Origin of the sequence: Desulfovibrio desulfuricans (assembly GCF_024460775.1) — a bacterium.
Taxonomy (GTDB): Bacteria; Desulfobacterota; Desulfovibrionia; order Desulfovibrionales; family Desulfovibrionaceae; genus Desulfovibrio; species Desulfovibrio desulfuricans_E.
This window is the reverse complement of sequence record NZ_JANFYZ010000020.1, coordinates 19111-40705: the sequence shown is the minus strand read 5'-3', so window position 1 is coordinate 40705 and position 21595 is coordinate 19111. Positions and strand designations below refer to the sequence as shown.

Below are 21595 nucleotides of genomic sequence, written 5' to 3'. Positions count from 1 at the left end.
CCGGGATTTTGATGCTCACGTACTTGAGTACGCTGCGCTCAAAATCCCGGCGCTTCCTTTTCAGGCCGCAAAAAGCGCATTTTGCAAATTCGCCCAACACCAGCCATTGCCTCCGCATTCGCTCTGGCGAGTTTAGGGAAGGCGACTCCACAACCAACTCTTGGTGGCAGGCTGAATTTTTCTGACGCGTATTATGCCCGTCTGGTCATGGCTGAATGGCAATTGGCAACACCATTTGTGAAGTGAATCTGTTGGTCATATTTGTGTTGCAATTTGGTTTTCTTCAAGTCCGTGATGCCAAATGTCCTGAAGAAGCTGAAAGGGTACAAAGTCATCCTTTGAGCCAGCAATAATATCAGTTGTCTGAAACGACGTTTGCCCGAAGCAAAAGCGTACTCTGGCATCAACGCGGCGCGGAGGGAGATCGCCTGAGCGAGCGCAGCGAGTGAGGGAAGCTCCCGCAGCAAAGACGCGTCGCCCTCGCCACGCAAAGGTAGTTGAAAACCTCAGGGGGTGCTTCGGGGGGGATGCAAGGGGGGCCGAGAAGGGGGCGCAGCCCCATAACCGGCCCCGCCTTGCCCCACGCCGGGAAGGCGTCCCAAACTCCGCCGAAGGGGCGGAATCCCGTGCCCGAGGGGCAGCAAGCTGCTTAAGCCCCAAGCTAGGGAAGCGAAACCGCGCCTCACAGACGGCCCAAACAATCTTAAATAGCAAAAAAGCCCCCGGCGCAGAAACTATACGTTTTCCGCCGGGGGCTCCATTCTGGCTTATAGCTCAAAGTCTAGTGCAATACCTGCGCCTTGCGGAAGTTCACATAGGCCTCACGCATGGCTATGTAGGGGTCAACCGCCACGGTGTTCAGGTCTTCATACAGGGGCAGCACATCGCCAAGGGCGTTGAACCGCAGCCCGCCGCCAATCCCAAGGCTCAATTCCGTGGGTTGCAGGTAGAATAGCGGGTCGGCAAACAGATCGCCAGCGCGGCCTACAGTGTCGCGCGCAGAGCTTGGCCCAATGATGGGCCAGACAATGTAGAAACCATGCCCAAGGCCCCAGCGTCCGAGAGTCTGACCAAAGTCTTCGCCTGTGGGATCAATGGGCACAATGGTTTTGTGCCCTTTTGCCACATCGGCAAAGCCCGCGCTGGAAGTGGTGTTAATGACAAAACGCCCAAATTCCACCCCCGCTTCAAAAAAGCGGAACTGCAGGATGTTGTTCACAAAACGCACAGGGAACAGCAGGTTGGAAAAAAAATTTTTCAAACCGGAACGCAACTGGTGCGGCGTCACTGTTTCCCATGCCGTGTAGGCGGGCTTGGCAACATAGAGAAAGAAAATGTCGTTGAAATGGAACCAGAACCTGTTCCACGGTTCAATGGGGTCAGAAATACTCTGGATCGGCTCGTTGTCATAGTCGTCCAGAGTATTGTCTGCATTCATGGTTCCGTAAGGAGCTACTGTAATGGCCCCGGGCTGAAGCTGGGGCGCCTTGCCGTACACAGTGGAGGGCGCAGGCGCCTGGCTGGGGGCGGCGCTGGCTGGCGCATGCCACAGGCAAAGCAGTGCTGCCAGCAGAAAACCGGGCACACAGAGATGCCCCGGCAGTGTTGACGAATAGTTACTGGCCATTGCCCTGCCGGACCTCCTGCGCCTTGGCCTTGACCCTGGCAATAAGCTGGTCAGGGCTGCCGGTGTTCAGAATGTCCTGAAACTGGGTGCGATAGTTTTTGACCAGGCTGATATTTTCAATCAGCACGTCATAAACGAGCCACGAACCGTTTTTGGGGAGCATGCGATAGGCCACGGGGACTTTTTTCGAGTCCTTCATGGTGATGATTGTGCGCACTTCGGTTCGGTCGCCCTTGGGGGATGAAACCTCGCCTGTGTACACGACCTGCTCGCCATTGTAGCCGTCAATCTTGCTCAGGTAGGTATTCATGAGCAGTTCGGCAAAGGCATCGCTGAACTGCTGTTGCTGCGCCGGGCTGAACGTGCCCCAGCGCGGCCCCACCGTGCGCGAAGAAAATTCTTTAAAATCAAAAATGTGCAGGACTTCATCTTCAATCTGCTGGCGCAGCGGACCGCGCGTAGCAGGATTCACATAGTCGGGGTTCTTGATGGAGCCGAGGATGCGGTTGATGGAAGTTTCCAGCGCCAGCTGCGCAGGAGAACTCGCACTGGCCGCGCCGGGCAACAGCGCAACTGTCAGCAGCGCAAGCAGAAAGCCTGCGGCTATATGGCGTGTGATCGCATGAATGGTCATTGTTATTTGACTCCTCCGAAGGCGTACTTGCCGATGAGGGAACCGAGGTCAACGGCGGATTCCGTTTCAGTAATTGTGTCGCCAGCCGCAAGGATATGCCCCGACCCACCGCGCGAAAGGCTGACGTATTTGTCGCCGATAAGCCCGCTAGTGAGGATGGAGGCGATGCTGTCATCCGAAAGTTTCAGGTCTTTGTCGAGCCGCAGGCGCACTACAGCCTGATTGCGCACCGGGTCCGGGTCAAGGCTAATGCTTACCACGCGGCCCACCGGCACCCCGGCCATTTCAATATCCGCTCCGACCCGCAGGCCGGAAACAGAATCAAAGTTGGCAGAAAGTTCAAAGCCCTGCTGGCTGAAAACTTCCATCTTGCCCAGCTTGATGGTCAGGTAGGCAACGCATACAAGGCCGAACAGGACAAAAAGGCCCACAGCGGTTTCACGAACAGTACTCATAAGGTTCAGGTAGCTCCACAGATAATTCGGCAATAAGATCAAATCTCAGTATAAGTGTGCCATGACAAAGTTTCAAGCCCTACTGTTGAGTAGGTAATCGCGAATCGCTCGGATATCGCAATGTTTATTATGCAGCGGCGCAATTTTTATGACGCCAGCCAGCGGTCAAGGGCCTGCCGCACTGCAGGATCGGGCGCTTCGCCCATGGCTGCCTGCGTGTCGCCGGGTTCACGCAACAAAAATTGTCGCAGATACGGGTCATCGTTTGCTTCAAGCTCGGCCAGCGAGCCGGAAAAAAGCGCGCGGCCTTCGCCCAGTACCAGAACGTGGTCGGCAATGGCCCGCAGGCTGGCCAGATCGTGGCTGACCACAACAACCGACATGTCGGTATATTGCCTGCGCATGGCGAGCAGCAGTTCATCCATGCGGGCGGCGGTGATGGGGTCAAGGCCGGAGGTCGGCTCATCGCACAGCAGGATGCGTGGTTCGGCCACAATGGCCCGCGCAAGGCCTGCGCGTTTGCGCATACCGCCGGAAAGCTGGTTGGGATAAAAATCGGCAAAATCTTCAAGGCCCACCATGCGTAGCACGCGCAGGCCCGCCTCGCGAACAAGCTTTTTGGGAAGATTCAGATGCTCTGTGAGGGGCAGGGTGACGTTTTGCACCAGCGACAGCGCTCCGAGCAGCGCGCCATCCTGAAACAGCACGCCCATGTTGCGGCGCATGCGCCGAAATTCTTTTTGCGGCAGGGCAAAGAGGTCATTGTCGCCTATGAGTACATGGCCAGCCTGCGGGCGCGAAAGGCCGATAATATGGCGCAGCAGGGTGGACTTGCCGCAGCCGGAACCGCCAAGAATTACAGAAACCTTGCCGCCCGGAAGCACCGCATTGACATCGCGCAGAACCACATGCTCGCCGTAGCCCACGCTGAGAGCCCGAAATTCAATGTCCCATGCCTGCATGAATACCGCCTGTCGCCTCTGATATGGATTATCGGTTGGAGCAGATTAGTATTGAAAATGCGTATCTGCTTTGCACGTTTTTTGTAAAAATTCCCGCAAAAATATTTTGCAAGGCGAATCTGTTTCGCTCGTAAGCACGTATTTCAACGTGAAAATGCCTTGATGTAGGAGCGCTGCCAGCAGGTGGGTGGCCTGCAGGCCTTGTGACGCTTTGGCAGCATAACGCAGGGAGGCAGGAGGAACAAGTGCGGTTGATGCGCCACGCTTCGGGCGCGGTTGGCGTGATTTTGCGAAGTTTGGCTGGCTGCGCGGGGGAGTGACCCAATTTACAAACGGGCTGCTCCCCCGCCAGACATCTCAACGTGAAAATGCGTTAGTCAGTGGGCATATCGTCGGGGAAGTCCGCGTTGGCATAGACATTCTGAACGTCGTCATTGTCGTCCAGCGCGTCCATGAGGCGCAGCACCTTCATGCCCACTTCGGCGCTCACAGCCACAAGATTCTGCGGAATCATGGCCAGTTCGGCTTCCTGCATGGCAATGCCGGCAGCTTCCAGCGCATCGCGCACCGAGGTGAAATCGGCCATGGCGGTGTGGATTGTCCACACGTCATCATCGTCGATGACATCGTCTGCGCCGGCTTCAAGAGCGGCTTCCATAATTTTGTCTTCGGGGTAGGCTGCCTTGTCCACGGCGATAACGCCCTTGCGGTCAAACATCCAGCCCACGCTGCCGTTTTCACCCATGGCCCCGCCATGCTTGGTGAAAAGGTGGCGAACTTCGGCCACGGTGCGGTTTTTGTTGTCAGTGGCAACTTCCACCATGATGGCGATGCCGTTGGGCCCGTAGCCTTCGTAGAAGGTTTCTGTCAGGTCGCCGCCTGCGTCTTCACCCGTACCCTTGCGGATGGCTGCCTCAATCTTGTCCTTGGGCAGATTGACGGCCTTGGCGGCGGCAATGGCTGCGCGCAGGCGGGAGTTGCCCACAGGGTCACCGCCGCCCTTGGCTGCGATGATGATTTCTTTGGCGGCCTTGGTGAAAATCTTGCCGCGCTTGGCGTCCTGGCGACCCTTACGGTGCTGGATATTGGCCCATTTACTGTGACCTGACATAAAACCTCCGAAACCTTGTGTAGAGTATGTTTATATACCCGGCGGCGCGTCGTCGGCAACTTCGTGTGAAGTTTCTCCGGCGGCTTCGCCCGGCACATGCGCCGTTGGGGCAGTGCCCGCCTGACCACGAAAACCAAGGCCGACAAAAAATGTTTCCTTGCTTTCGGCCCGCGAGCTTTTGGGCTTGAACGATTTGACCGCATCAAAAGCCTTGCGCATGGGCGCGAGCAGCTCCTGAATATCTGGCCCCATAAAAATTTTGACCACAAAACTGCCGCCCTTTTTAAGGTGCAGGCAGGCTACAGCCAATGCCTCAACCGTAAGCTCAAGCGAACGGGCCTGATCCGTAAAGCGCGTACCCGTTGTGCGCGGGGCCATGTCGCTGATGACAACGTCAAACGGCCCCAGCTCCTTGAGTTTTGCTTCAAACTCGGCCGAGCGGTTGAACACGTCTTCCTGCATGAATGTGACCTGCGGCGGAAACACCGTTTCGGTGCTCTGAATGTCGCAGGCGAGCACGAGTCCACGCATCCCGACCTTTTCCGCAGCGCCCATGGACCACGATCCAGGGGCGGCGCCAAGGTCGAGAACCCGCTGGCCGGGGCGCAGCAGGCGGAACTTGGAGTCCAGCTCCTTGAGCTTGTAGACCGAGCGTGCGGGATAATTCTCGCGCTTGGCCTTCAGAAAATAATGATCACGGTATTCTTTCATGGTAAATTCCAACAGGTAACCATACCCTTTTTTATCGCGCTCGCCAAGTGCACAGTAACGCCCTTCGTGACGAGCCGCGCAAAACTGCCGAACTGGTTGACCTCTGGCATTTATCAGGATACTTTTTCAATAAGTTTCCAGAACCTTTGATCTCGCACACTATCACCAGTAAGGAGAGGCTATGAAACGGATTCTGTTGGCCGCTTGTCTTGCGGGTTGCGCGCTCGGCTTGGGAGCGCAAACGGTATTGGCGGAAAGCGTTAAAGTTCCTGTGAACAAGATCAGCAGTGAAGGCGTTGGAGAGGCCATCGGCTTTGTTGTTTTTGAGGACGACGGCAAGGGCGGCATGGATATTATGGTTGATGTCGTCGGTATCCCTCAGGGCGACCACGGCATGCACGTGCATGAAAATCCTTCGTGCGCGCCCGCGGCCAAGGATGGCGTCAATGTGGCCGGTCTTTCCGCAGGGGGGCATTATGATCCCACACACGCTGGCAAACATGAAGGCCCCGGCAAGCATGGGCACAAGGGCGATCTGCCGCTTATAACCGCCGATGCCCAGCAAAATGTGAAGGCCAAGTTGCATGTGACTGATCTGACCACAGCCGACATCAAGGGGCGCTCGCTCATGATCCATGCTGGCGGCGACAACTATTCCGACCAGCCGGCTCCCCTTGGCGGCGGCGGGGCACGCATCGCCTGCGGCGTGATCAAGTAGGATTATGTTTCTCCGTTCACGCGGCAGAAAATTCACCTGCTCGCGTGGATAGTTCATGCATTCCCTTGTGCGGGTCTTGCAGTTCTGGCAAGGGCGCGTCATTATCGACGCAAAGTATTGCCAGCCACAGGGGAGAACCTCCGGCTGCCTTAACTGGCACGGAGTTTTGGATTATTCTGCCCCGCTTGCTTGCCGCAGCGGGGCTTTTTTATTGATGGGACAGTTCCGCAAGGAGCCAGCAGTGGCGGGGGAAAATATGGCCGAACAAAATACGCGCCCGCAGCGGGTTCGCCTGCCGGATTTTGCAGGCCGGGCCGTGAGCCTGCCCGATGGCCCGGAAGCATGGAGCTGCCGGGGTGAGGGCGATGCCGTGCTCTTGCTCGGTCTGGGGCCAGAATCAGGAACAAACCTGCCGCATGTTTTGCCCATGCTTGTTAAGGCTCCCGCCGTCTACTGGCTGGAATCCCCACTTGTGGCCCGCGTCCTGGAGGCATGGAGGCAGGAGGTCGGGCTTTTGCCACGCGAACCGCTGCCCGCCCATTGGCGCGCGGTCACCGCAGAGCAGGCTGTGGCTTTGGCCGGGCAGTGTCGTTACTGCATTTACTCGCCCGGCTTACGGCTTGATCCTGAATTTTGGGGACCGTTGCTGGGCCGGGTGGATGCGGCCCTCGCATTTCCTTCATCCGCTGCGCGGGCGAGTGGGCCCATGACAGCCGAGGATAAGGGAAGCGTCCGTAAAGCCGGGCCAGTTCTGCTGCCCGGCAACGATGGGCAGTTGCTGCACCAGGAATTGCGCACGGCTCTCGCCGGGTGCGGTTTCGGGCCTGTGGTGGATGCCCTGCCTCAGCCCTCGTCTGGCATGGACGGAGCGCAGGCAGGCCGTGAGGATGAATTTTTGGCCCGCTGGCGCACACTTTTGCATGGGGGTAAGCCAGCATTTCTGCTCTCGGTAAACATGCGCGGGCTGGATGCTGACGGGCGCGTTTTTGAGCTTTGCCGGGCCCTTGGAATTCCCGTTGCCCTGTGGTTTGTGGACAATCCCTGGCATGTTTTGTCTGGCGTGCGACTGCCCTGGTGGCGGGATGCCCATATTTTTGTGACGGATGCCAGCTTTGTGGACAGCCTCAGAGCATGTGGCGCAGGCCGGATTTTTCATCTGCCTCTGGCTGTTGCGCCGCACATGTGGCGCGATCTGCCGGATATTGCTCCACCCTCCTTTAATATGGAGCCGCCCCTGTTTGTGGGGCGTTCCGCCTTTCCTGAAAAGGAGCGCTTTTTTGCTGCGGCCAGTGTGCCGCAGGCTTTGGAGACAGAGGCCGCAACGCTGCTTGAGGCCAGCACCGGCCCGCAGAATGCGCCGCATTTTTTTTGGTGGCAGGACAAACTGGGGGGCAGGCTTTGGCCTGGCTACGATGTGCGCCGTCCGGGCCTTGGGGCCGAGCGCTGCGCGCAGGCCAACAGGCGGCGCTGGCTCTTGGCCGCAGGGGCGGACTCGGTCGGCCGGCTGCGCGTCATCGGCGACGACGGCTGGAAGCCCCTGCTGCCCGGCACGGAAATATTGCCGCCAGTGGATTACTATACGGCACTGCCCGAAGTGTACGCGCGGGCCGAAGCCGTGCTGAACGTAACCAGCCTGCTGTTGCCGCAGAGCCTGAGCCAGCGCCATTTTGACGTCTGGGCCAGCGGCGGGTTGCTGCTCAGTGATGCCACATCTGGATTGAAAATCTTCCCTGTGGAATTGACCGAACCCATGACATTGCGCGGGCCGAGCGACTTTATGGTCAAGCGCGCATGGTTTCGGGCGCATCCGAAAGCTGCATATGATCTGCGGCGGGCATGGCGCGAGCATCTGCGCGCGCAGCACGGCTATGAGCAACGTATTCAGCAGATTATCGAAACTTTTGCCTGACAGGCGGCGGAGGCTGGATGCTCAGGTGAACAGGAGAAAGGCTTGACAAGTCGTGCGGTTTTGCCTATTGCTCATTTCCTGCGTTAAGCTTTCCATTGTGGGGAAGTAGCTCAGCTGGGAGAGCATCGCCTTCGCAAGGCGGGGGTCGAGGGTTCAAATCCCTTCTTCTCCACCACAATATCAAGGGGTTACCTGTAATCAGGTAACCCCTTCTTTGTTTTCCCAACACCATTCCCAACACGCGCACTAAAAAACAGAAACAACCAGTACAAGTCTCTCAGGCGAGATGCTCTTCTTTTTGGAGAAACTGAACAGCTCGCGGATGGTTCTTCGTAGCTCAGTCTTTTTTGGCAAATATCTACTTGATATAATTTAATAAAAATTTTTTTGAAAAAAATTTACCCTGCCAGTTACCCCAAAAAATTCGGGATAGCTGAGGACGTTTGCGGACGGGATTAGACAGAAGGGAGCGGGACTCGGAAAAATTGGGCAACTGGAGTGGGACGAAAAAGCGGGGTAAACGTATTCCATTTTAAGGCATTTTTTGATAAGCACATCGGAGAAGCACAGCTAATGCTCATAATTTCAAAATGCGGAGACGGGATTTAAATTACCTATTTAACTCTCTTAATTTATACGGCATATTTAGAAAAATAAATTTTATACCCCTAAAAATTTTAGCTTTGAGTGGACATTTTAGGGTTTGCCCGGACAAGCTCTAGGTGTAGAGTGTCAACACGTTGTTCACCCTCCGTTCAGCCTTGAGGCTGGAGGTTTTCTGCCAAGAGCCGTATGCGGACGCACAAAGTTGTAGCGATGCGTCCAGACCGGCAAGTTCGCTGTTCTTTTCTCTGAGTGGGTATACGTGTGTGCGTATGCCCACTCTTTCAAGGCCGTCCTGATAAAGCGTTCCGCCTTGCCATTGGTTTGAGGCCGGTAAGGTCGGGTCCGTTTATGCTTTATGCCAAACTCCCGGCACGCATCCCGGAATTTTTGGGATTTATAACACGCTCCATTATCCGTCAGTACTCGTTCCACTTTTATGCCGTGGGCGCTATACCAAGCTACCGCAAACCATAAAAACTCTATCGCTGATTCCGCGGTCTCATCCGGGAGCACCGCTGTATACGCTGCCCTGGACGCATCATCCACGCAGACGTGTAAGTATTCCCAGCCTGGGTGGCGGCGACGGACTTGCCGTGTTCCTGCTTTCTTGTGGCCAACGCCGTCAATCTTGCCCAGTCGCTTGATATCCAGATGCAGCATTTGCCCGGGCTTTTCCCACTGGTAACGCTGGATGGGCGCTTTTTCCTCCAAAGATGAAATCCGGGAGCAGCCGAGTTTACGCAAGGCCCGGAACACGCTGCTGCGGCAAAGGCCAAGACGTAACGCAATTTCATCACCAGTCAGGCGCTCTTTGCGCAAAGCCAAAATGGAACCAAAATCTTGTTCCGTCAGTGTGCCCCGGCATCGCTTCGGGCGAGAACTTCTGTCCGCAAGATTCTCAAAGCCTCCCTGCCTGTAGCGGCTCATCCACTTTCTGGCGGTACGCAGGCTTACACCAAAACCCGCCGCAACTGCGGCTGCGGGCTTTTCGCTCATCCGCCGGATCATTTCCTCTCGACCGCGTGCAGTCAATTTGGCATTCTTATGGCTGTTCACCCTGTCCTCGGCTCGGTTTACTGTTGTCTGTCAACTCCAGCTTTACCGGCTTGAGGCAGGGTGAACAACCTATTGGAACATTACATCTAGGTTTGAACATAATAAAATTGGGGGCTGTCCTAGCTAAGAAAAAAGAGCTAGGATAAGACCATGTATGAAAGACGCAGCAGACTAAATTATCGGCAACAGGCCGAACTCATAAAATTTTTTGTGGCTGGTGCCACGGCAAGGGCTGCCGGAGAAATGGCAGGAGTAAACCGTAACACAGCCACATCCTATTTCATGCGTTTGCGACGTCTCATTGCTTCGCATCTCCCCAGTTATCGACTGTCCGGTGAAATAGAAGCCGATGAAAGTTACTTTGGAGGTGTAAGAAAAGGTAAAAGAGGACGGGGAGCTGCCGGAAAAATAGCTGTTTTTGGTTTACTGAAGAGAAACGGCAGAGTTTACACGGCAATCATTCCTGATGCCCGCACTGAAACACTTCTCCCCATCATCAAAGAACAGGTGGAACCCGACAGTATAGTCTATACGGATACATTTTCAGCTTACAATGCCCTGGATATCAACGGATTCCATCATCATCGCATCAATCATTCCCAGAAGTTTGCGGAACAGCATAATCATATCAATGGAATAGAAAATTTTTGGAATCAGGCCAAAAGGCACTTGCGTCGCTTTAACGGTATCAAGCCTGAACACTTTTACTGGTTCCTCAAGGAATGCGAATGGCGTTTCAATGGAGGCAATCATAAACAGCTCCTAACTCAGCTAACTTATTGGGTAAAACAAGCAAAACATTAGTCTTAACTAGGACAGCCCCTAAAATTGAAAAAAATTTTCAAGCTGGACAGGCATAATCAAAAAATATTTATTCCTAAATAATTTCTTAACAACTCTCCTGTAAATCTGAGCTCAAGACGGCTGGCAACCCGCTGAATGTAGCCGGTCCCAGCAGGCAACACGCTTGAGTGTTCATTTTTACATACCTGGAGGGTATTATGAAAAAGCTTCTTTCCATTCTCAGCATTACGGCCATTATCTGCTCACTGTCCTTAAGCCAGGCCATCGCCATGGAAGCCAAGTCCGGCGACATGAAAAGCGACAAGACCATGATGGACAATGGCATGAAAAAAGACGGCGCCATGGGGAAAGACCATAAGATGATGGACGACGGCATGAAAAAGGACGGGATGATGAAAGATAAGGGCATGAAAGACGACAAGGGTGTGATGAAAGGCGACAGCATGAAGAAAAAAATGTAGCTCCCAAGCTGCCGGTGGTGAGCGGGGCCTTTGCCTTGGCCCCGCTTTCCACCGTTAAAACAGGGGAGCCGGAGGCCAAATTCTCCATTGTGCCTCCGACGCCTAGAAGCTAAGTTTGGCGAAAGCTGTGGAGAACTCCCTACTACGCTGAACAGCAGGTGTTTATGTACAATATTTTGGTAGTGGAAGACGAACTGAAAATCGCCCAAACCGTGATGGACTACCTTCGCCGCGAGGGCTACGCGGTGCTCCACGCCGCGACCATCGCCGAGGCCTTGAAACTCGTCAGTTCCGATATCGACCTCATCGTACTCGACCTGATGCTGCCCGACGGCCAGGGTGAAGACCTTTGCGCACACGTGGTCGGCCTCTACAACACGCCTGTAATCATGCTCACCTCGAAACGTAGCGAGCAATCCAGAATCAACGGTTTCGCCTCTGGGGCCGACGACTACCTGGCCAAGCCTTTCAGCCCGCGTGAGCTGGTGGCCCGGGTAAAGGCCGTGCTCAAACGCTGTCGCCCGATGGAGAACGTCATCCACTTGGGCAAAAACATTGCAATCTACATGGATAAACATACGGTCAGCAAAAACGAGACGGAAATCAAGCTGACCCCCAATGAATACAAGGTGTTGCTCTGCCTTGCCAGCAACAGCAAAGCCGTGGTCAGCCGCGACAAACTGGTGGAATACATCGATTCGCCGGATGCCATGGATCGTATTGTGGATGTGCATATTGCGCACCTACGCCAGAAGCTTGAAGACGACCCAAAAAAGCCGGAGATTATCAAAACCGTTCACGGCCAGGGCTACAGCCTGGGGGTGGAGCGCCATGCGTAAAAACAAGCCATTCCGCAGACTCTTCACGGCCTATTTTGTGGTGATAACGGGCATCACCGTGGTTGTATTCATCTTTTTCGGCCTACATATCATCGACCGCTTCTTTTCCTATTACGTGGACAAGGTGCATGAAGAGACCCAGCACATGCTGGTCATGCAGGTGGCCATGCACTACAAGATGTATGGTAGTTGGAACGGCTATGACGGCAGCGAGACCGGGGCCGCAGCCAAACTCTCCGGCGATTATTTTACCATAACCGACCTGGCCGGAAACACTGTTTACACCAGTGAAAAAGGCGTGGAGCGCTGTTGCGCCAACCCCAACCACAAGTACACGCGGGTCAGGCTGCCCATAACGGTTGACGGCAAAACAGTTGGCGAACTTACGGCCGGCTATTTCAGCAACCACATCAGTTCACCCGAAGCCGATGCATTCCGGGGCGGCGGCATTTGGCTGGTGGTGCTTTCAATAATCTGCATCAGCGTGGTGGGCGCGGCCATCTCCATGCTGTTCTTTTACCGGCTCTCCAAGCCAATCCGGCAAATTGCCGTGGCGGCCAAGGATATTTCGACCGGGCACTTGCAAACCCGTATAGCCATCAAGGGCAATGTGGCCGAAATGCACGAGATCGCGGATTCCATCAACGCCCTTGGCGAATCGCTGCTTAACCAGGAAAAATTCCGGCAGGAGCTAATCGTCAGCCTTTCGCACGAACTGCGCACGCCACTGCAAATTTTGCTTAGCCAGCTTGAAGCCATGCTCGACGGCATCTACGAGGCGGACAGGGAACGGCTTGAGGCAATGCGCGCCGAAGTTGCCCGCACCGGCGAGTTGCTTAACGAGCTTGAAGACCGCCTGATTTACGAAAACGACGCCTTTGATCTGAACATTACCCAGGTAAACGTTTCCGATCTGGCCCACAGGGTCGCCATCGGCCACGAGGGCGGCTTCGCGCAAAAAAAACTGGATTTTATCTACAATATTGAGCCGGACGTGATTATCGAGGCAGACTCGGTACGTCTGGCCCAGGTGCTGATTAACCTGCTTTCCAACTCCATCAAGTACACACAGGCTGGCGGGGCCAGCCTAAGCCTCAAACGCGAGGGCCGGAACGTCGTAATCGAAATAACTGACAGTGGCGAGGGCATGGATGAAGAAACGGCAAAGAATATCATCAACCGTTCCAGTCAGGCTTTCAAGGCGGTAAACAGCAAGGGCGTTGGCCTTTATATCGCCAAGCTCATCGTGGACAAACACGGCTGGGCGCTCGACATTGAGAGCCATAAAGGCCGAGGAACCACGGTCAGAATAATCATGTAACGAGGCCGCGCGTGGTCATGCAATAGAGTAATATTATGGAAATGCTCACAATGGGATTTGTAGCCACGGTGTTTGCCGCTGGCCTTCTATCTTTCTTCTCGCCATGCGTGCTTCCGATCTTGCCGGTGTATTTCGGCTATCTTTCCGGAGGCGTTAACTCCGCACAGGAGCAAGACAACACCAGCCTTTTTAAAGCGTTTGCCTTTGTTGCGGGCCTGGCCGCTTCCTTTTTCATTCTTGGTTTCGGAGCCGGAGCTTTGGGCGGGCTCATAAGCAACAGATGGTTCTTTATGGCTTGCGGTGCAATAATCATCGCCTTCGGACTGCATCAGACCGGATTGATCAGCATCCCCCTGCTTGAACGGGAAAAAAAGCTGGATGTGGCTTTCAATCCACGCAAAGGTTTGATCGGCGCGTTTGCCCTCGGCTTTCTTTTCTCTTTCGGCTGGACGCCCTGCGTAGGGCCGGTGCTGGGGGCAGTGCTCGGCATTTCCTCACAGCAAGGCAGCGCCCTTACCGGTGGCGGGCTGCTTTTGGTCTATGCTTTCGGCCTGAGCCTGCCCTTTGCCGTGCTGGCCCTTGGCTCAAGGAGTCTGTTTGGGCGCATCAAAGGCATATATCCGCATTTTCCCAAAATAAAAATTGCCGGGGGTATCCTGATCATCCTTATGGGTTGCTGGATGATTTGGGGGCAAATCACGTTGCTGAGGGCCGGGCAGAATGAGCCAGTCTCAAACTCTGAAAGGCATCCCGCCCGCATGCAGGCCCTTAACGCCGCCCCGGCCAGCCTGGACGATTTCCGGGGCAAGGCTGTGTGTATAAAGTTCTGGGCTACCTGGTGCCCGCTCTGCTTGGCCGGTCTCGAGGATTTTGCGGCATTATCCGCCGAGTATGCCGGCTCAGAAGATATAGCCGTTATCTCCGTGGTCGCTCCCGGCCTGAACGGCGAGGTAGGCAAGGATGATTTCACTGCCTGGGCCAAGGCGCAGGGCCTGTCTTTCCCGATTTATTTCGATGAGAACGGCGCTTTAACCAAGGAATTCGGAATCAGAGCCTACCCTACTTTCGTCTATCTGGGAAAGGACGGCAGGCTGTTCAAACAAAGCGTCGGAGACGAATCCAACGAGCGCGTCATTAAGGAACTTTCAAACCTCGGCGCGCAAGAGAGGTGATATTATGAAAAAAAATATACTCATGCTGGCTGCGGTCATACTCGGCTCAGGCTTTTTTGGCGTAAGCGCCCAAGCAACTGAACCCCTAAAAGATGCCTATTTCGCAGGTGGCTGTTTCTGGGGTGTGGAAGAATATTTTTCGCGTATTCCGGGTGTGCTTGACGTCACCTCCGGCTACGCCAACGGGAATACTGAAAAACCAACTTACAGGGAAGTCTGCTCGGGAAAAACCGGCTATGCCGAGGCCGTGCACGTCAGCTACGACCCGGCCAAAGTAAGCCTGGAAACATTGACCAAGCAGTTTTTCAAGATCATCAACCCCATCAGTGTGAACAAGCAGGGCAACGACCTGGGCAGCCAGTACCGAACCGGCCTGTATTACGCCGATGAAGCCGACAAGCCGGTTCTGGAAAAGGTCTGGAAAGAGATACAGGGCAAATATTCGCAGCCTCTGGCTGTGGAGCTTCTACCCCTGAAAAATTACTATCCGGCCGAGGAATACCATCAGGATTACCTGAAAAAGAACCCAGGCGGCTATTGCCATATCAGCTTTGACAGTCTCAAAGATATTCCTGCAAGCGACAGAGACTCGCTGGACGCAAGCAACTACTCTAAGCCGCCGGCCGAAGAGCTGAAAAAGCTGCTCAGCCCGGAACAATACAATGTAACCCAGAAAAACGGCACTGAACGGGCCTTTTCAGGCCGGTATTTGGATAATGAAGAGCCGGGCATATATGTTGACGTGGTAACCGGCGAGCCCCTATTTTCTTCCGCCGACAAGTTTTACTCCCGCTGCGGCTGGCCCAGCTTCACCAAGCCCATCTCGCCGGTGGTGGTCACCGAGCACAAAGACAGAAGTTTCGGTATGCTGCGCACCGAAGTACGCAGCCGGGTCGGCGACTCGCATCTCGGCCATGTCTTCGACGACGGCCCGAAAGACCGTGGCGGTTTGCGCTATTGCATCAACAGTCTGGCGATACGGTTCATCCACTATGACGACATGGACAAAGAGGGGTACGGAGATTTGAAAAGCGCCGTGAAGTGATGGTCTTAGTGTCTGAAGCCAGCCTACCGGCTTTAGATAAAACACGGAGAGCGCCTTGTTTGAGGGCGCTCTCCGTGTTTCAGCGCATTCTCATACGGTATTGCGGCTGTTCTTCCGGCGGCTTGGGTTTCTGCCGCTCGGCTTCAATCCGCTCCGCTTCCCTCTGAAACGTCTGTATGAGTTCTTTTGTGGGCTTGGCCGCCGCAAGGTCAATATCTCCGGGTGCGCCAAAGGCGTACCAGACCATGCGCCGGGCATAGTCTATCCAGTCGCGGTTTTCTTTCTCCCGCCGGAGCGGACGGGCCTGCCTGTACATTTCATTGGCGGTTTCCTGCGGGGTGTATCCGGCAAGGCGCATGTGCAGGGCAAGCAGGCTGTCCATGCGGGAAGCGTCGATAGCTCCGGGATTTTCCTTTTGCAGAATTTCCAGACAGGCGCGGTACGGCGCGGCCAGACTGCCGATTTTGGGAAACTCGAATTTTCTGACTTCCATATCCGGCCTTATGCGCTTCCTGAAGCGCCAGAGATTGGCAAGGCGGTTGCTTTTCCGCCCAAGCCAATATTTGAAGCTGCCCAGCGGCGTGGGCTTGGGCGTTTCTTCCCGTAGCCGTTCCCTTTCTTCCCGCTGTTGCTCCTTGAGAAAATGCCGGGCAATGTTCAGCATGGGGAGGCCGTGCGGCGCGAGGGCGGCAAGGCTCTTTCGCCGCTGTTCCCGCTGTCGCTCCCGTATTCGCCGCCTGTCGGCGGCAACGCGCTTCCTGCCGCTTCTCCGGCGCTCCGCTTCATCGGCGCGAGCCTGCCGGTACTCCCGCCATTGCTCGATGAAAACTTCGCTGACCGGCTCCGGCTCAATTTTCGGCATGTCCTCCGCTTCCGGCGGGTACACTCCGGCTTTATACTCGCCAAGCCGTTTGCAGAGCCTGGACAAGCCGAAATTGCGGTCTATGGACGAGGCTTTGACGGCTGTTTCACCCACAAACACGATTGCGCCTGACCCTTTCTTTTCAAAGCGCAAGCCGACCGCCGCCAGTTTTTCATGCAGTTCTTTCCAGCTTCCGGCAGTCTTGATGATTTTGTGGCCGCGCTCCTGGGCGATACGCATGGCCGATTTTTCGCCGGTAGCGTTTTCAAAGTCTTCGGCCTTGGCCGTGGGCTTGACGGTTTGCGGCATTTCAAGAAACGGTATCTGCTTTATATTGCGCACTATCTCGCCTTTTTCGTTGACGCGATAACGGGCTTTTTCCTGACTTGCCCAGCCCTGCTTGTGGGTTATGAGGGCCGCTATCCTGTGGCCTTCCTCAATGTCAAAACCCCGGTGCGGCTGAACCGTTTTCATGGTGTAGGGGTTTGTCCGGTTGACGGCGATATGCACATGATAATTGCCGGTGTTCCCGTGCAGGGTGTAAAACGCCTGATGTTCCTGTAAACCCATGCGTTCAAGAAAATCCATGTATATCCAAATTTTCAAATTTATCTTGTATTATCAATATGTTTTATATCAAAACGGATGATATTTTTCTGCGATAGTCCTCTTCTCCTCATAACCCCTTCCACCATTTCGCTCTACTCACTTTTCGCGTGAATCATTGGTGCCTCTAAACGCTGGCCTTCTGGAGTTGTGTTGCTCTAGTGGGCCATTTTTTGTTTTTTCTTGGTATGGCTCGAGAGCCAAAACTCAAGAATATCCTAGAGCCGTGCGCCCTCGCCGTTTTTTAAAAATCGGCGTCATTGCACATGACGTAAACTCAGAGTACTCGCGAGAACTTTTTGTGGAGGAATGAGGACATGAACGAACGAAGCGCGGTGGTCAATGAAAAGGATCAAAATCAATGGCTGACTGAAGTAGACGTTAGCTTACTAACAAAAATAAGTTTGTCAACACTTAGGGCGCATAGGTTTTACCGCAAGGGTATGCCGTACTCAAAGGTGGGAAGATCTGTGCGGTACAGCTTGGCGGATGTGGCGGCTTTCATGGAATCTCGTCGGGTAACCATTGAAAAAGCGTAACTGTGAGAAGCTTATGCTGCATGCAAGGGATCCACCGTTACCGGCGATATAGTTCACAAATCAGAAATGTAAATAATAACTCCTAACCCTCTCTGAAACGAGAGACATCTTTGGAAACTGATATGTCAAACAAAATGATTATCGTACCGACGGGCAACGACAGTGCCACCTGCGAAGGCAATGATGCAAAAATGATGAACTCCGAGATGCGTGATGCTCTTTCCGAGTTTAAAGAAGAAGTACACAGCATGTTGCAGCTTCCCCCTGAAGATATGGCTAAAATCGACTATATCGAATGTCGGCTGGACTGGAAGCCTGTGTTGATCTCCCGCCTTTACCCCAAAAAATCCTAGATGATGAATGCCAGGAGAAGCAGGGTGACGCCTGTTTCTCCTGGCATTGGAGGTAACAATGACTTTTGATTATAAAAAGATGTTTAAAGAAGCGATGGAAACAGGCCAACCAGTCACCAGAGTTCGCCAGCTCGTTTGTCATGACAATATTCCTGCCTCGGTTGCCGGAAAAACGATTGATACAACGGCAAAGGTTGTGCCTTCAAACGACCATTCACAAAAACCTCCTTTTGACGTGCTTGACTATGCTAGGCGATGGAAGCTGCCGCCTTCCCATACCCTGCACTCTGTTTCTGCAAGCAAAAAAGACCATCCTTTCGAGATAACCCCGGAAAGGGTGGCTGAGAGCGTCCAGCAAATGGATCGCTCCGGCATTCCTGCATGCATGATGGACAGCCAGCAGGCTGACTTCTATGCATCGCTGGTCGGCAACGAGTTTACTTCCCTGAACGGCTGGACGAAAATCAGAATCATTCGTGCCGTTGGCGGCAACGATGCTGATGTCAGGTTTTGGCAGTCTCATTTACGCTTGGAATATTTCTTGCCGTGGGTCGTGAAAAAGCTGAATCGTGGCCCTGTAATTTCAGCCTTGGTTCTGGGAAGACTGATGTGTCTGAAGCCGGAATTTTGTTTTAGCGCATTTCCTGAAACCACCCAGCAGAGGGCTCAGTATTCGAAGGAAGCTCAAGTTGAGGATGCAACCCCGAAGAGCATCGTTGTGGGTGCCATCAACTTCAAACGTCTACATATGGACATTCAGCGGGATCTCGACGACTGCATAATGCAGGCGGTGTGCCATTACTCTGATGGTAAAAATGACATATTTGCTTTCGCCGTCCGCGTTACTGGCGAGCAGGGCAAAGATTCACTAAAGATCGGCATGAAATCCGCCGTTGCGCATCTGCTGTCACGCGATATGATTGTTCGCCACCCCAAAGCCCCCGTGCTCATCTGCGTGGACATCAAAGTGGCTATTTCTTTTCGGGATGCAGCGCGTGAGGGACATGTTTTTGAGCGCACGGGTGTGATCGTGTCGGGCTTTGCCGGTGGAGAAGAGACCCCAAAAGGCCTTCTGCTCAGTGATGTGGCTGGGCATTCCGTAACCATCGTATCCGCTCCTGGGCAAGAAGGCTGGGATGGGGTTGACCTGCTGGCCAAACGCTGCCTTGAGAACGGGGCTGCTGACGTGAATGTTTATCCCTGGCCCATAGTGCAAGGGGACGTGCTGGATATCTCCCCATATAAGCCGGAAATGCAGAATGACCTGCTTGCCAAGACGACTGACCTTAACACGCTGGAGTTGCCTTCACAATTGGTTACCCGCATCAGGCGCGAGGCCATTCCAACTGAAGATATGGCATCATGGAAAAAGAACGCGTTGCTCTTTGAAACAACCCCTGCATGCACGGAAGGAAAACAATCCTGCCAGACGGATTTTGAAATTGTCACGTTCGAGATGCTGCCCGATGTCGTTCCTAGAGAGGATGACGTCCCTGTGGCCGTGAGGCAAATGTTTACTCCGCAGTATACCACCTTGATTTGGGGGGCTTCAAATGCGGGAAAAAGCTGGCTGGGTATTGAACTGGCAACATCTTTGACCACGGGAACACCCTACCTCTATTTTGCAGCCTCTGCTCCTTGTACGCTGTGCTATCTGGATGGCGAGGTCGGCTCTGACTTTAAGCCTAGGGTAAATCAGCTTCTGCAGGGGCGTGAAGAATTTCTTTCTCTTCTGAACAAAAACCTCTTTGTGATTTCTGCCAAGGGTGGGCTTAATATTCTTGACGGAGAAACGCAGAAAATCCTCATAAGCAAGCTGCAAAAATCTGGGATCAAATGCATAGTCATCGACAATCTGCTTTCCCTCGCCCCGACAGCTTCAAAAAGTAATTCCACCCCGCTCCTTGATTTTATCCACAGGATAGAAAAGCTTGGTATTGGCGTCATCGTGCTGCACCATGCCGGTAAAACAGGCAAAGACTTCAAGGGGCCTGTAGATCTTGCCAGCCTGTGCCAGAATGTCATTCACCTTGAAGGCCGTGATCAGCTTGCAAAGGAAATAAGTAAAGACGATGAAGGCGATGATCAACCGTTAAGTCAGGATCTGGCCGAGGCTCTTGAAGGTGATGGTCCTGTGGTACGTATGACCATTGAAAAATGCAAAATTGCCCCAGAGCTTGAACGCCGGAAGATGGTGTACAAACTGCCTGTTGGCGGAATCTGGGAATTTGTTGAAGGAGAGATGTCCACACCTACTAGAAATAGTTCAGATTCTCCTATCGTTGAAGGTACACCAAAAAATTTCCCCGTTGATTCGACACCGTTGCCACCTGATGCCCAGAAGTTGCTTGATACCATGAATAAAGGTCAATCCTACAGCCGGAGCGATCTTGAAAAGATCACTGGGTTCACGACAAAGAAAACTCTCAACATGCTGAAATCTCTGTTGGAAATCAACATTGTTTCTCAAAAGGGAGAAGGCAAAAGCACCTATTACTTCAAATCATGACCATGTTATGACGTCAGCAGTTCTGAGATGTCGCTGTTGTCATAGCCGTATATACAACGAAAGTGCCTTCCATATGGAAGGCACTTTCGTTCTGTTACGGCTTTAGCCGGTTGAGCGCACTTATGCGCGAAACAGAGAACCACCCGCTATGCGGGTGGAAATAAAGTGTTATACACAAAAAACACCCTTCTTGTACGATGAAGTTGTTCAAGCCCATCGTAACATTTAAAGAAGGGTGTTTTTATCATGGGAACCAAGGCCCAAAGTTTAGCTCACACAAAATGGCTGTGCAAGTATCATATCGTGTTTACGCCCAAGTATCGTCGAAAAATAATATTTGCTCAGTTGCGCGATAGTATAAAGGAAATTTTGCAGAGTCTTTGCAAGTACAAAGGAGTAGAGATTCTGGAAGGTCACTTGATGCCAGACCATATACACATGCTGGTGAGTATCCCACCCAAGATCAGTGTGTCGAGTTTTATGGGGTATCTAAAAGGGAAGAGTTCATTGATGATCTTCGATAAGCACGCAAACCTTAAATATAAATTCGGCAATAGGAAGTTTTGGGCCGAAGGTTATTATGTCAGCACCGTTGGGCTGAACGGGGCAACGATCAAAAAATATATCCAGCAGCAAGAAAAACACGACATCATGCAAGACAAGTTGAGTACGCGGGAGTATCAAGACCCCTTTAAGGGGTAGCCAAGGCGACAAGGGCACTGGGCTTGAACACAGTGAAAGCCAGCGTCTTTAGGCGCAGCCGGTAACAGGCCCTTATAGGGCCAGAGCAAACCACCCGCTATGCGGGTGGTTTTGATTCTGCCGTTTCAGGCCCTGTTGCGTTTCCAATGCTGTTAATATCCGTGCCATTAGCCTTGCCAGTCCATGCCATTTGCGCACCGGTTTTGTGGAAGATACGTGACCACAAACAGTGTTTTTTCAATATATCAAATAATATCAGCATGATAAACTAACTCGCTTTGTCAGAAAAACCATGACTGGCGAAAAATGCGTAGAGCACAACGAGCCTTCACACCCCAGATAACAGCTACAACGATGAAACGTCATCTACCACCATTGATCTGCATAGATCCATCCAATCTCATTACTCCGCACCCAATGATATGCAGAAGCTAATTCCCTCAACCTAACATATCAGATTTAGCTTGGTTGGCTTGAGGCATTTAGCTTAAACGGCTTGATTTTATGTAATAACAACGAAGGTATGATTGTAGTACTTATATAAGAATATAGAAGTGTAAGAGTATTGCAATATTAGAACTACAAGTATTTCA

At 53.3% G+C, this 21595-nt stretch carries 21 protein-coding genes and 1 tRNA gene; 14 read left to right on the top strand and 8 right to left on the bottom strand.

Features of this window, described 5'->3' with window-relative positions; translation table 11 throughout:
• Positions 1-185, top strand: a 185-nt coding sequence (locus NE637_RS14580; protein WP_256267779.1) for a hypothetical protein, incomplete at its 5' end; no start/stop codon positions are given.
• 596 nt (positions 186-781) lie between these two features.
• On the opposite strand, the gene NE637_RS14575 is transcribed toward NE637_RS14580, so the two are convergent.
• The 6 genes from NE637_RS14575 to NE637_RS14550 form a co-directional block, all read right to left on the bottom strand.
• Entirely contained in the window at positions 782-1627 is an 846-nt protein-coding gene (locus NE637_RS14575) for an MlaA family lipoprotein (protein ID WP_192113688.1), read from the bottom strand.
• A complete protein-coding gene (locus tag NE637_RS14570) occupies positions 1617-2261 on the bottom strand; it encodes a Tgt2/MlaC family protein (protein ID WP_192113689.1) in 645 nt (214 codons plus the stop codon). The genes NE637_RS14575 and NE637_RS14570 overlap by 11 nt, the downstream gene beginning before the upstream one ends.
• A gap of 2 nt (positions 2262-2263) precedes the next feature.
• Positions 2264-2716, bottom strand: a complete 453-nt coding sequence (gene mlaD, locus NE637_RS14565) for an outer membrane lipid asymmetry maintenance protein MlaD (protein ID WP_192113690.1) — start codon at positions 2714-2716, stop codon at positions 2264-2266.
• A gap of 146 nt (positions 2717-2862) precedes the next feature.
• Complete coding sequence (locus NE637_RS14560; protein ID WP_192113691.1) at positions 2863-3678, bottom strand: ABC transporter ATP-binding protein; 816 nt, start codon at positions 3676-3678, stop codon at positions 2863-2865.
• 373 nt (positions 3679-4051) lie between these two features.
• Complete coding sequence (locus NE637_RS14555) at positions 4052-4789, bottom strand: YebC/PmpR family DNA-binding transcriptional regulator (RefSeq protein ID WP_192113692.1); 738 nt, start codon at positions 4787-4789, stop codon at positions 4052-4054.
• A gap of 30 nt (positions 4790-4819) precedes the next feature.
• On the bottom strand, positions 4820-5500 hold the full coding sequence (locus NE637_RS14550; RefSeq protein WP_227118917.1) for an RlmE family RNA methyltransferase: 681 nt from the start codon (positions 5498-5500) through the stop codon (positions 4820-4822).
• Positions 5501-5681: 181 nt separating this feature from the next.
• Between NE637_RS14550 and NE637_RS14545 the strand changes: the two genes are divergently transcribed.
• From NE637_RS14545 to NE637_RS14535, 3 genes are all read left to right on the top strand, one after another.
• A complete protein-coding gene (locus tag NE637_RS14545) occupies positions 5682-6218 on the top strand; it encodes a superoxide dismutase family protein (RefSeq protein WP_192113694.1) in 537 nt (178 codons plus the stop codon).
• Positions 6219-6474: 256 nt separating this feature from the next.
• Positions 6475-8127: a glycosyltransferase family protein gene (locus NE637_RS14540; protein ID WP_227118915.1), complete on the top strand. Its 1653-nt coding sequence runs from the start codon at positions 6475-6477 to the stop codon at positions 8125-8127.
• Positions 8128-8226: 99 nt separating this feature from the next.
• Positions 8227-8302: transfer RNA gene (locus tag NE637_RS14535), tRNA-Ala, on the top strand.
• A gap of 569 nt (positions 8303-8871) precedes the next feature.
• Here NE637_RS14535 and NE637_RS14530 read toward each other — a convergent pair.
• Entirely contained in the window at positions 8872-9789 is a 918-nt protein-coding gene (locus NE637_RS14530) for an IS481 family transposase (RefSeq protein WP_009368907.1), read from the bottom strand.
• A gap of 150 nt (positions 9790-9939) precedes the next feature.
• Here NE637_RS14530 and NE637_RS14525 point away from each other — a divergent pair, with 150 nt between their 5' ends.
• The 6 genes from NE637_RS14525 (at position 9940) to msrA (ending at position 15431) form a co-directional block, all read left to right on the top strand.
• Positions 9940-10593 carry an IS1595 family transposase gene (locus NE637_RS14525; protein ID WP_081847458.1) on the top strand — a complete coding sequence of 218 codons (654 nt, stop codon included), beginning with the start codon at positions 9940-9942 and terminating at the stop codon, positions 10591-10593.
• 197 nt (positions 10594-10790) lie between these two features.
• A complete protein-coding gene (locus tag NE637_RS14520) occupies positions 10791-11054 on the top strand; it encodes a hypothetical protein (RefSeq protein ID WP_009368905.1) in 264 nt (87 codons plus the stop codon).
• Between the two features lie 164 nt (positions 11055-11218).
• Positions 11219-11893, top strand: coding sequence for a response regulator transcription factor (locus NE637_RS14515; RefSeq protein ID WP_009368904.1), 675 nt, complete (start codon positions 11219-11221; stop codon positions 11891-11893).
• Entirely contained in the window at positions 11886-13214 is a 1329-nt protein-coding gene (locus tag NE637_RS14510; protein ID WP_009368903.1) for a HAMP domain-containing sensor histidine kinase, read from the top strand. The genes NE637_RS14515 and NE637_RS14510 overlap by 8 nt, the downstream gene beginning before the upstream one ends.
• Before the next feature lie 35 nt (positions 13215-13249).
• Positions 13250-14386, top strand: a complete 1137-nt coding sequence (locus NE637_RS14505) for a cytochrome c biogenesis protein/redoxin (RefSeq protein ID WP_009368902.1) — start codon at positions 13250-13252, stop codon at positions 14384-14386.
• 4 nt (positions 14387-14390) lie between these two features.
• Positions 14391-15431: a peptide-methionine (S)-S-oxide reductase MsrA gene (msrA, locus tag NE637_RS14500; protein WP_009368901.1), complete on the top strand. Its 1041-nt coding sequence runs from the start codon at positions 14391-14393 to the stop codon at positions 15429-15431.
• A gap of 79 nt (positions 15432-15510) precedes the next feature.
• Here msrA and NE637_RS14495 read toward each other — a convergent pair whose 3' ends face one another.
• Positions 15511-16881 carry a relaxase/mobilization nuclease domain-containing protein gene (locus NE637_RS14495; protein ID WP_256267778.1) on the bottom strand — a complete coding sequence of 457 codons (1371 nt, stop codon included), beginning with the start codon at positions 16879-16881 and terminating at the stop codon, positions 15511-15513.
• A gap of 335 nt (positions 16882-17216) precedes the next feature.
• Between NE637_RS14495 and NE637_RS14490 the strand changes: the two genes are divergently transcribed.
• The 4 genes from NE637_RS14490 (at position 17217) to tnpA (ending at position 21002) form a co-directional block, all read left to right on the top strand.
• A complete protein-coding gene (locus NE637_RS14490) occupies positions 17217-17438 on the top strand; it encodes a helix-turn-helix domain-containing protein (RefSeq protein WP_256267777.1) in 222 nt (73 codons plus the stop codon).
• A 122-nt stretch (positions 17439-17560) separates the two neighbouring features.
• Complete coding sequence (locus NE637_RS14485) at positions 17561-17791, top strand: hypothetical protein (RefSeq protein WP_256267776.1); 231 nt, start codon at positions 17561-17563, stop codon at positions 17789-17791.
• 58 nt (positions 17792-17849) lie between these two features.
• On the top strand, positions 17850-20300 hold the full coding sequence (locus tag NE637_RS14480; RefSeq protein ID WP_256267775.1) for an AAA family ATPase: 2451 nt from the start codon (positions 17850-17852) through the stop codon (positions 20298-20300).
• A gap of 246 nt (positions 20301-20546) precedes the next feature.
• Complete coding sequence (tnpA, locus tag NE637_RS14475) at positions 20547-21002, top strand: IS200/IS605 family transposase (protein ID WP_256267774.1); 456 nt, start codon at positions 20547-20549, stop codon at positions 21000-21002.
• The last annotated feature ends 593 nt before the right edge of the window (positions 21003-21595 follow it).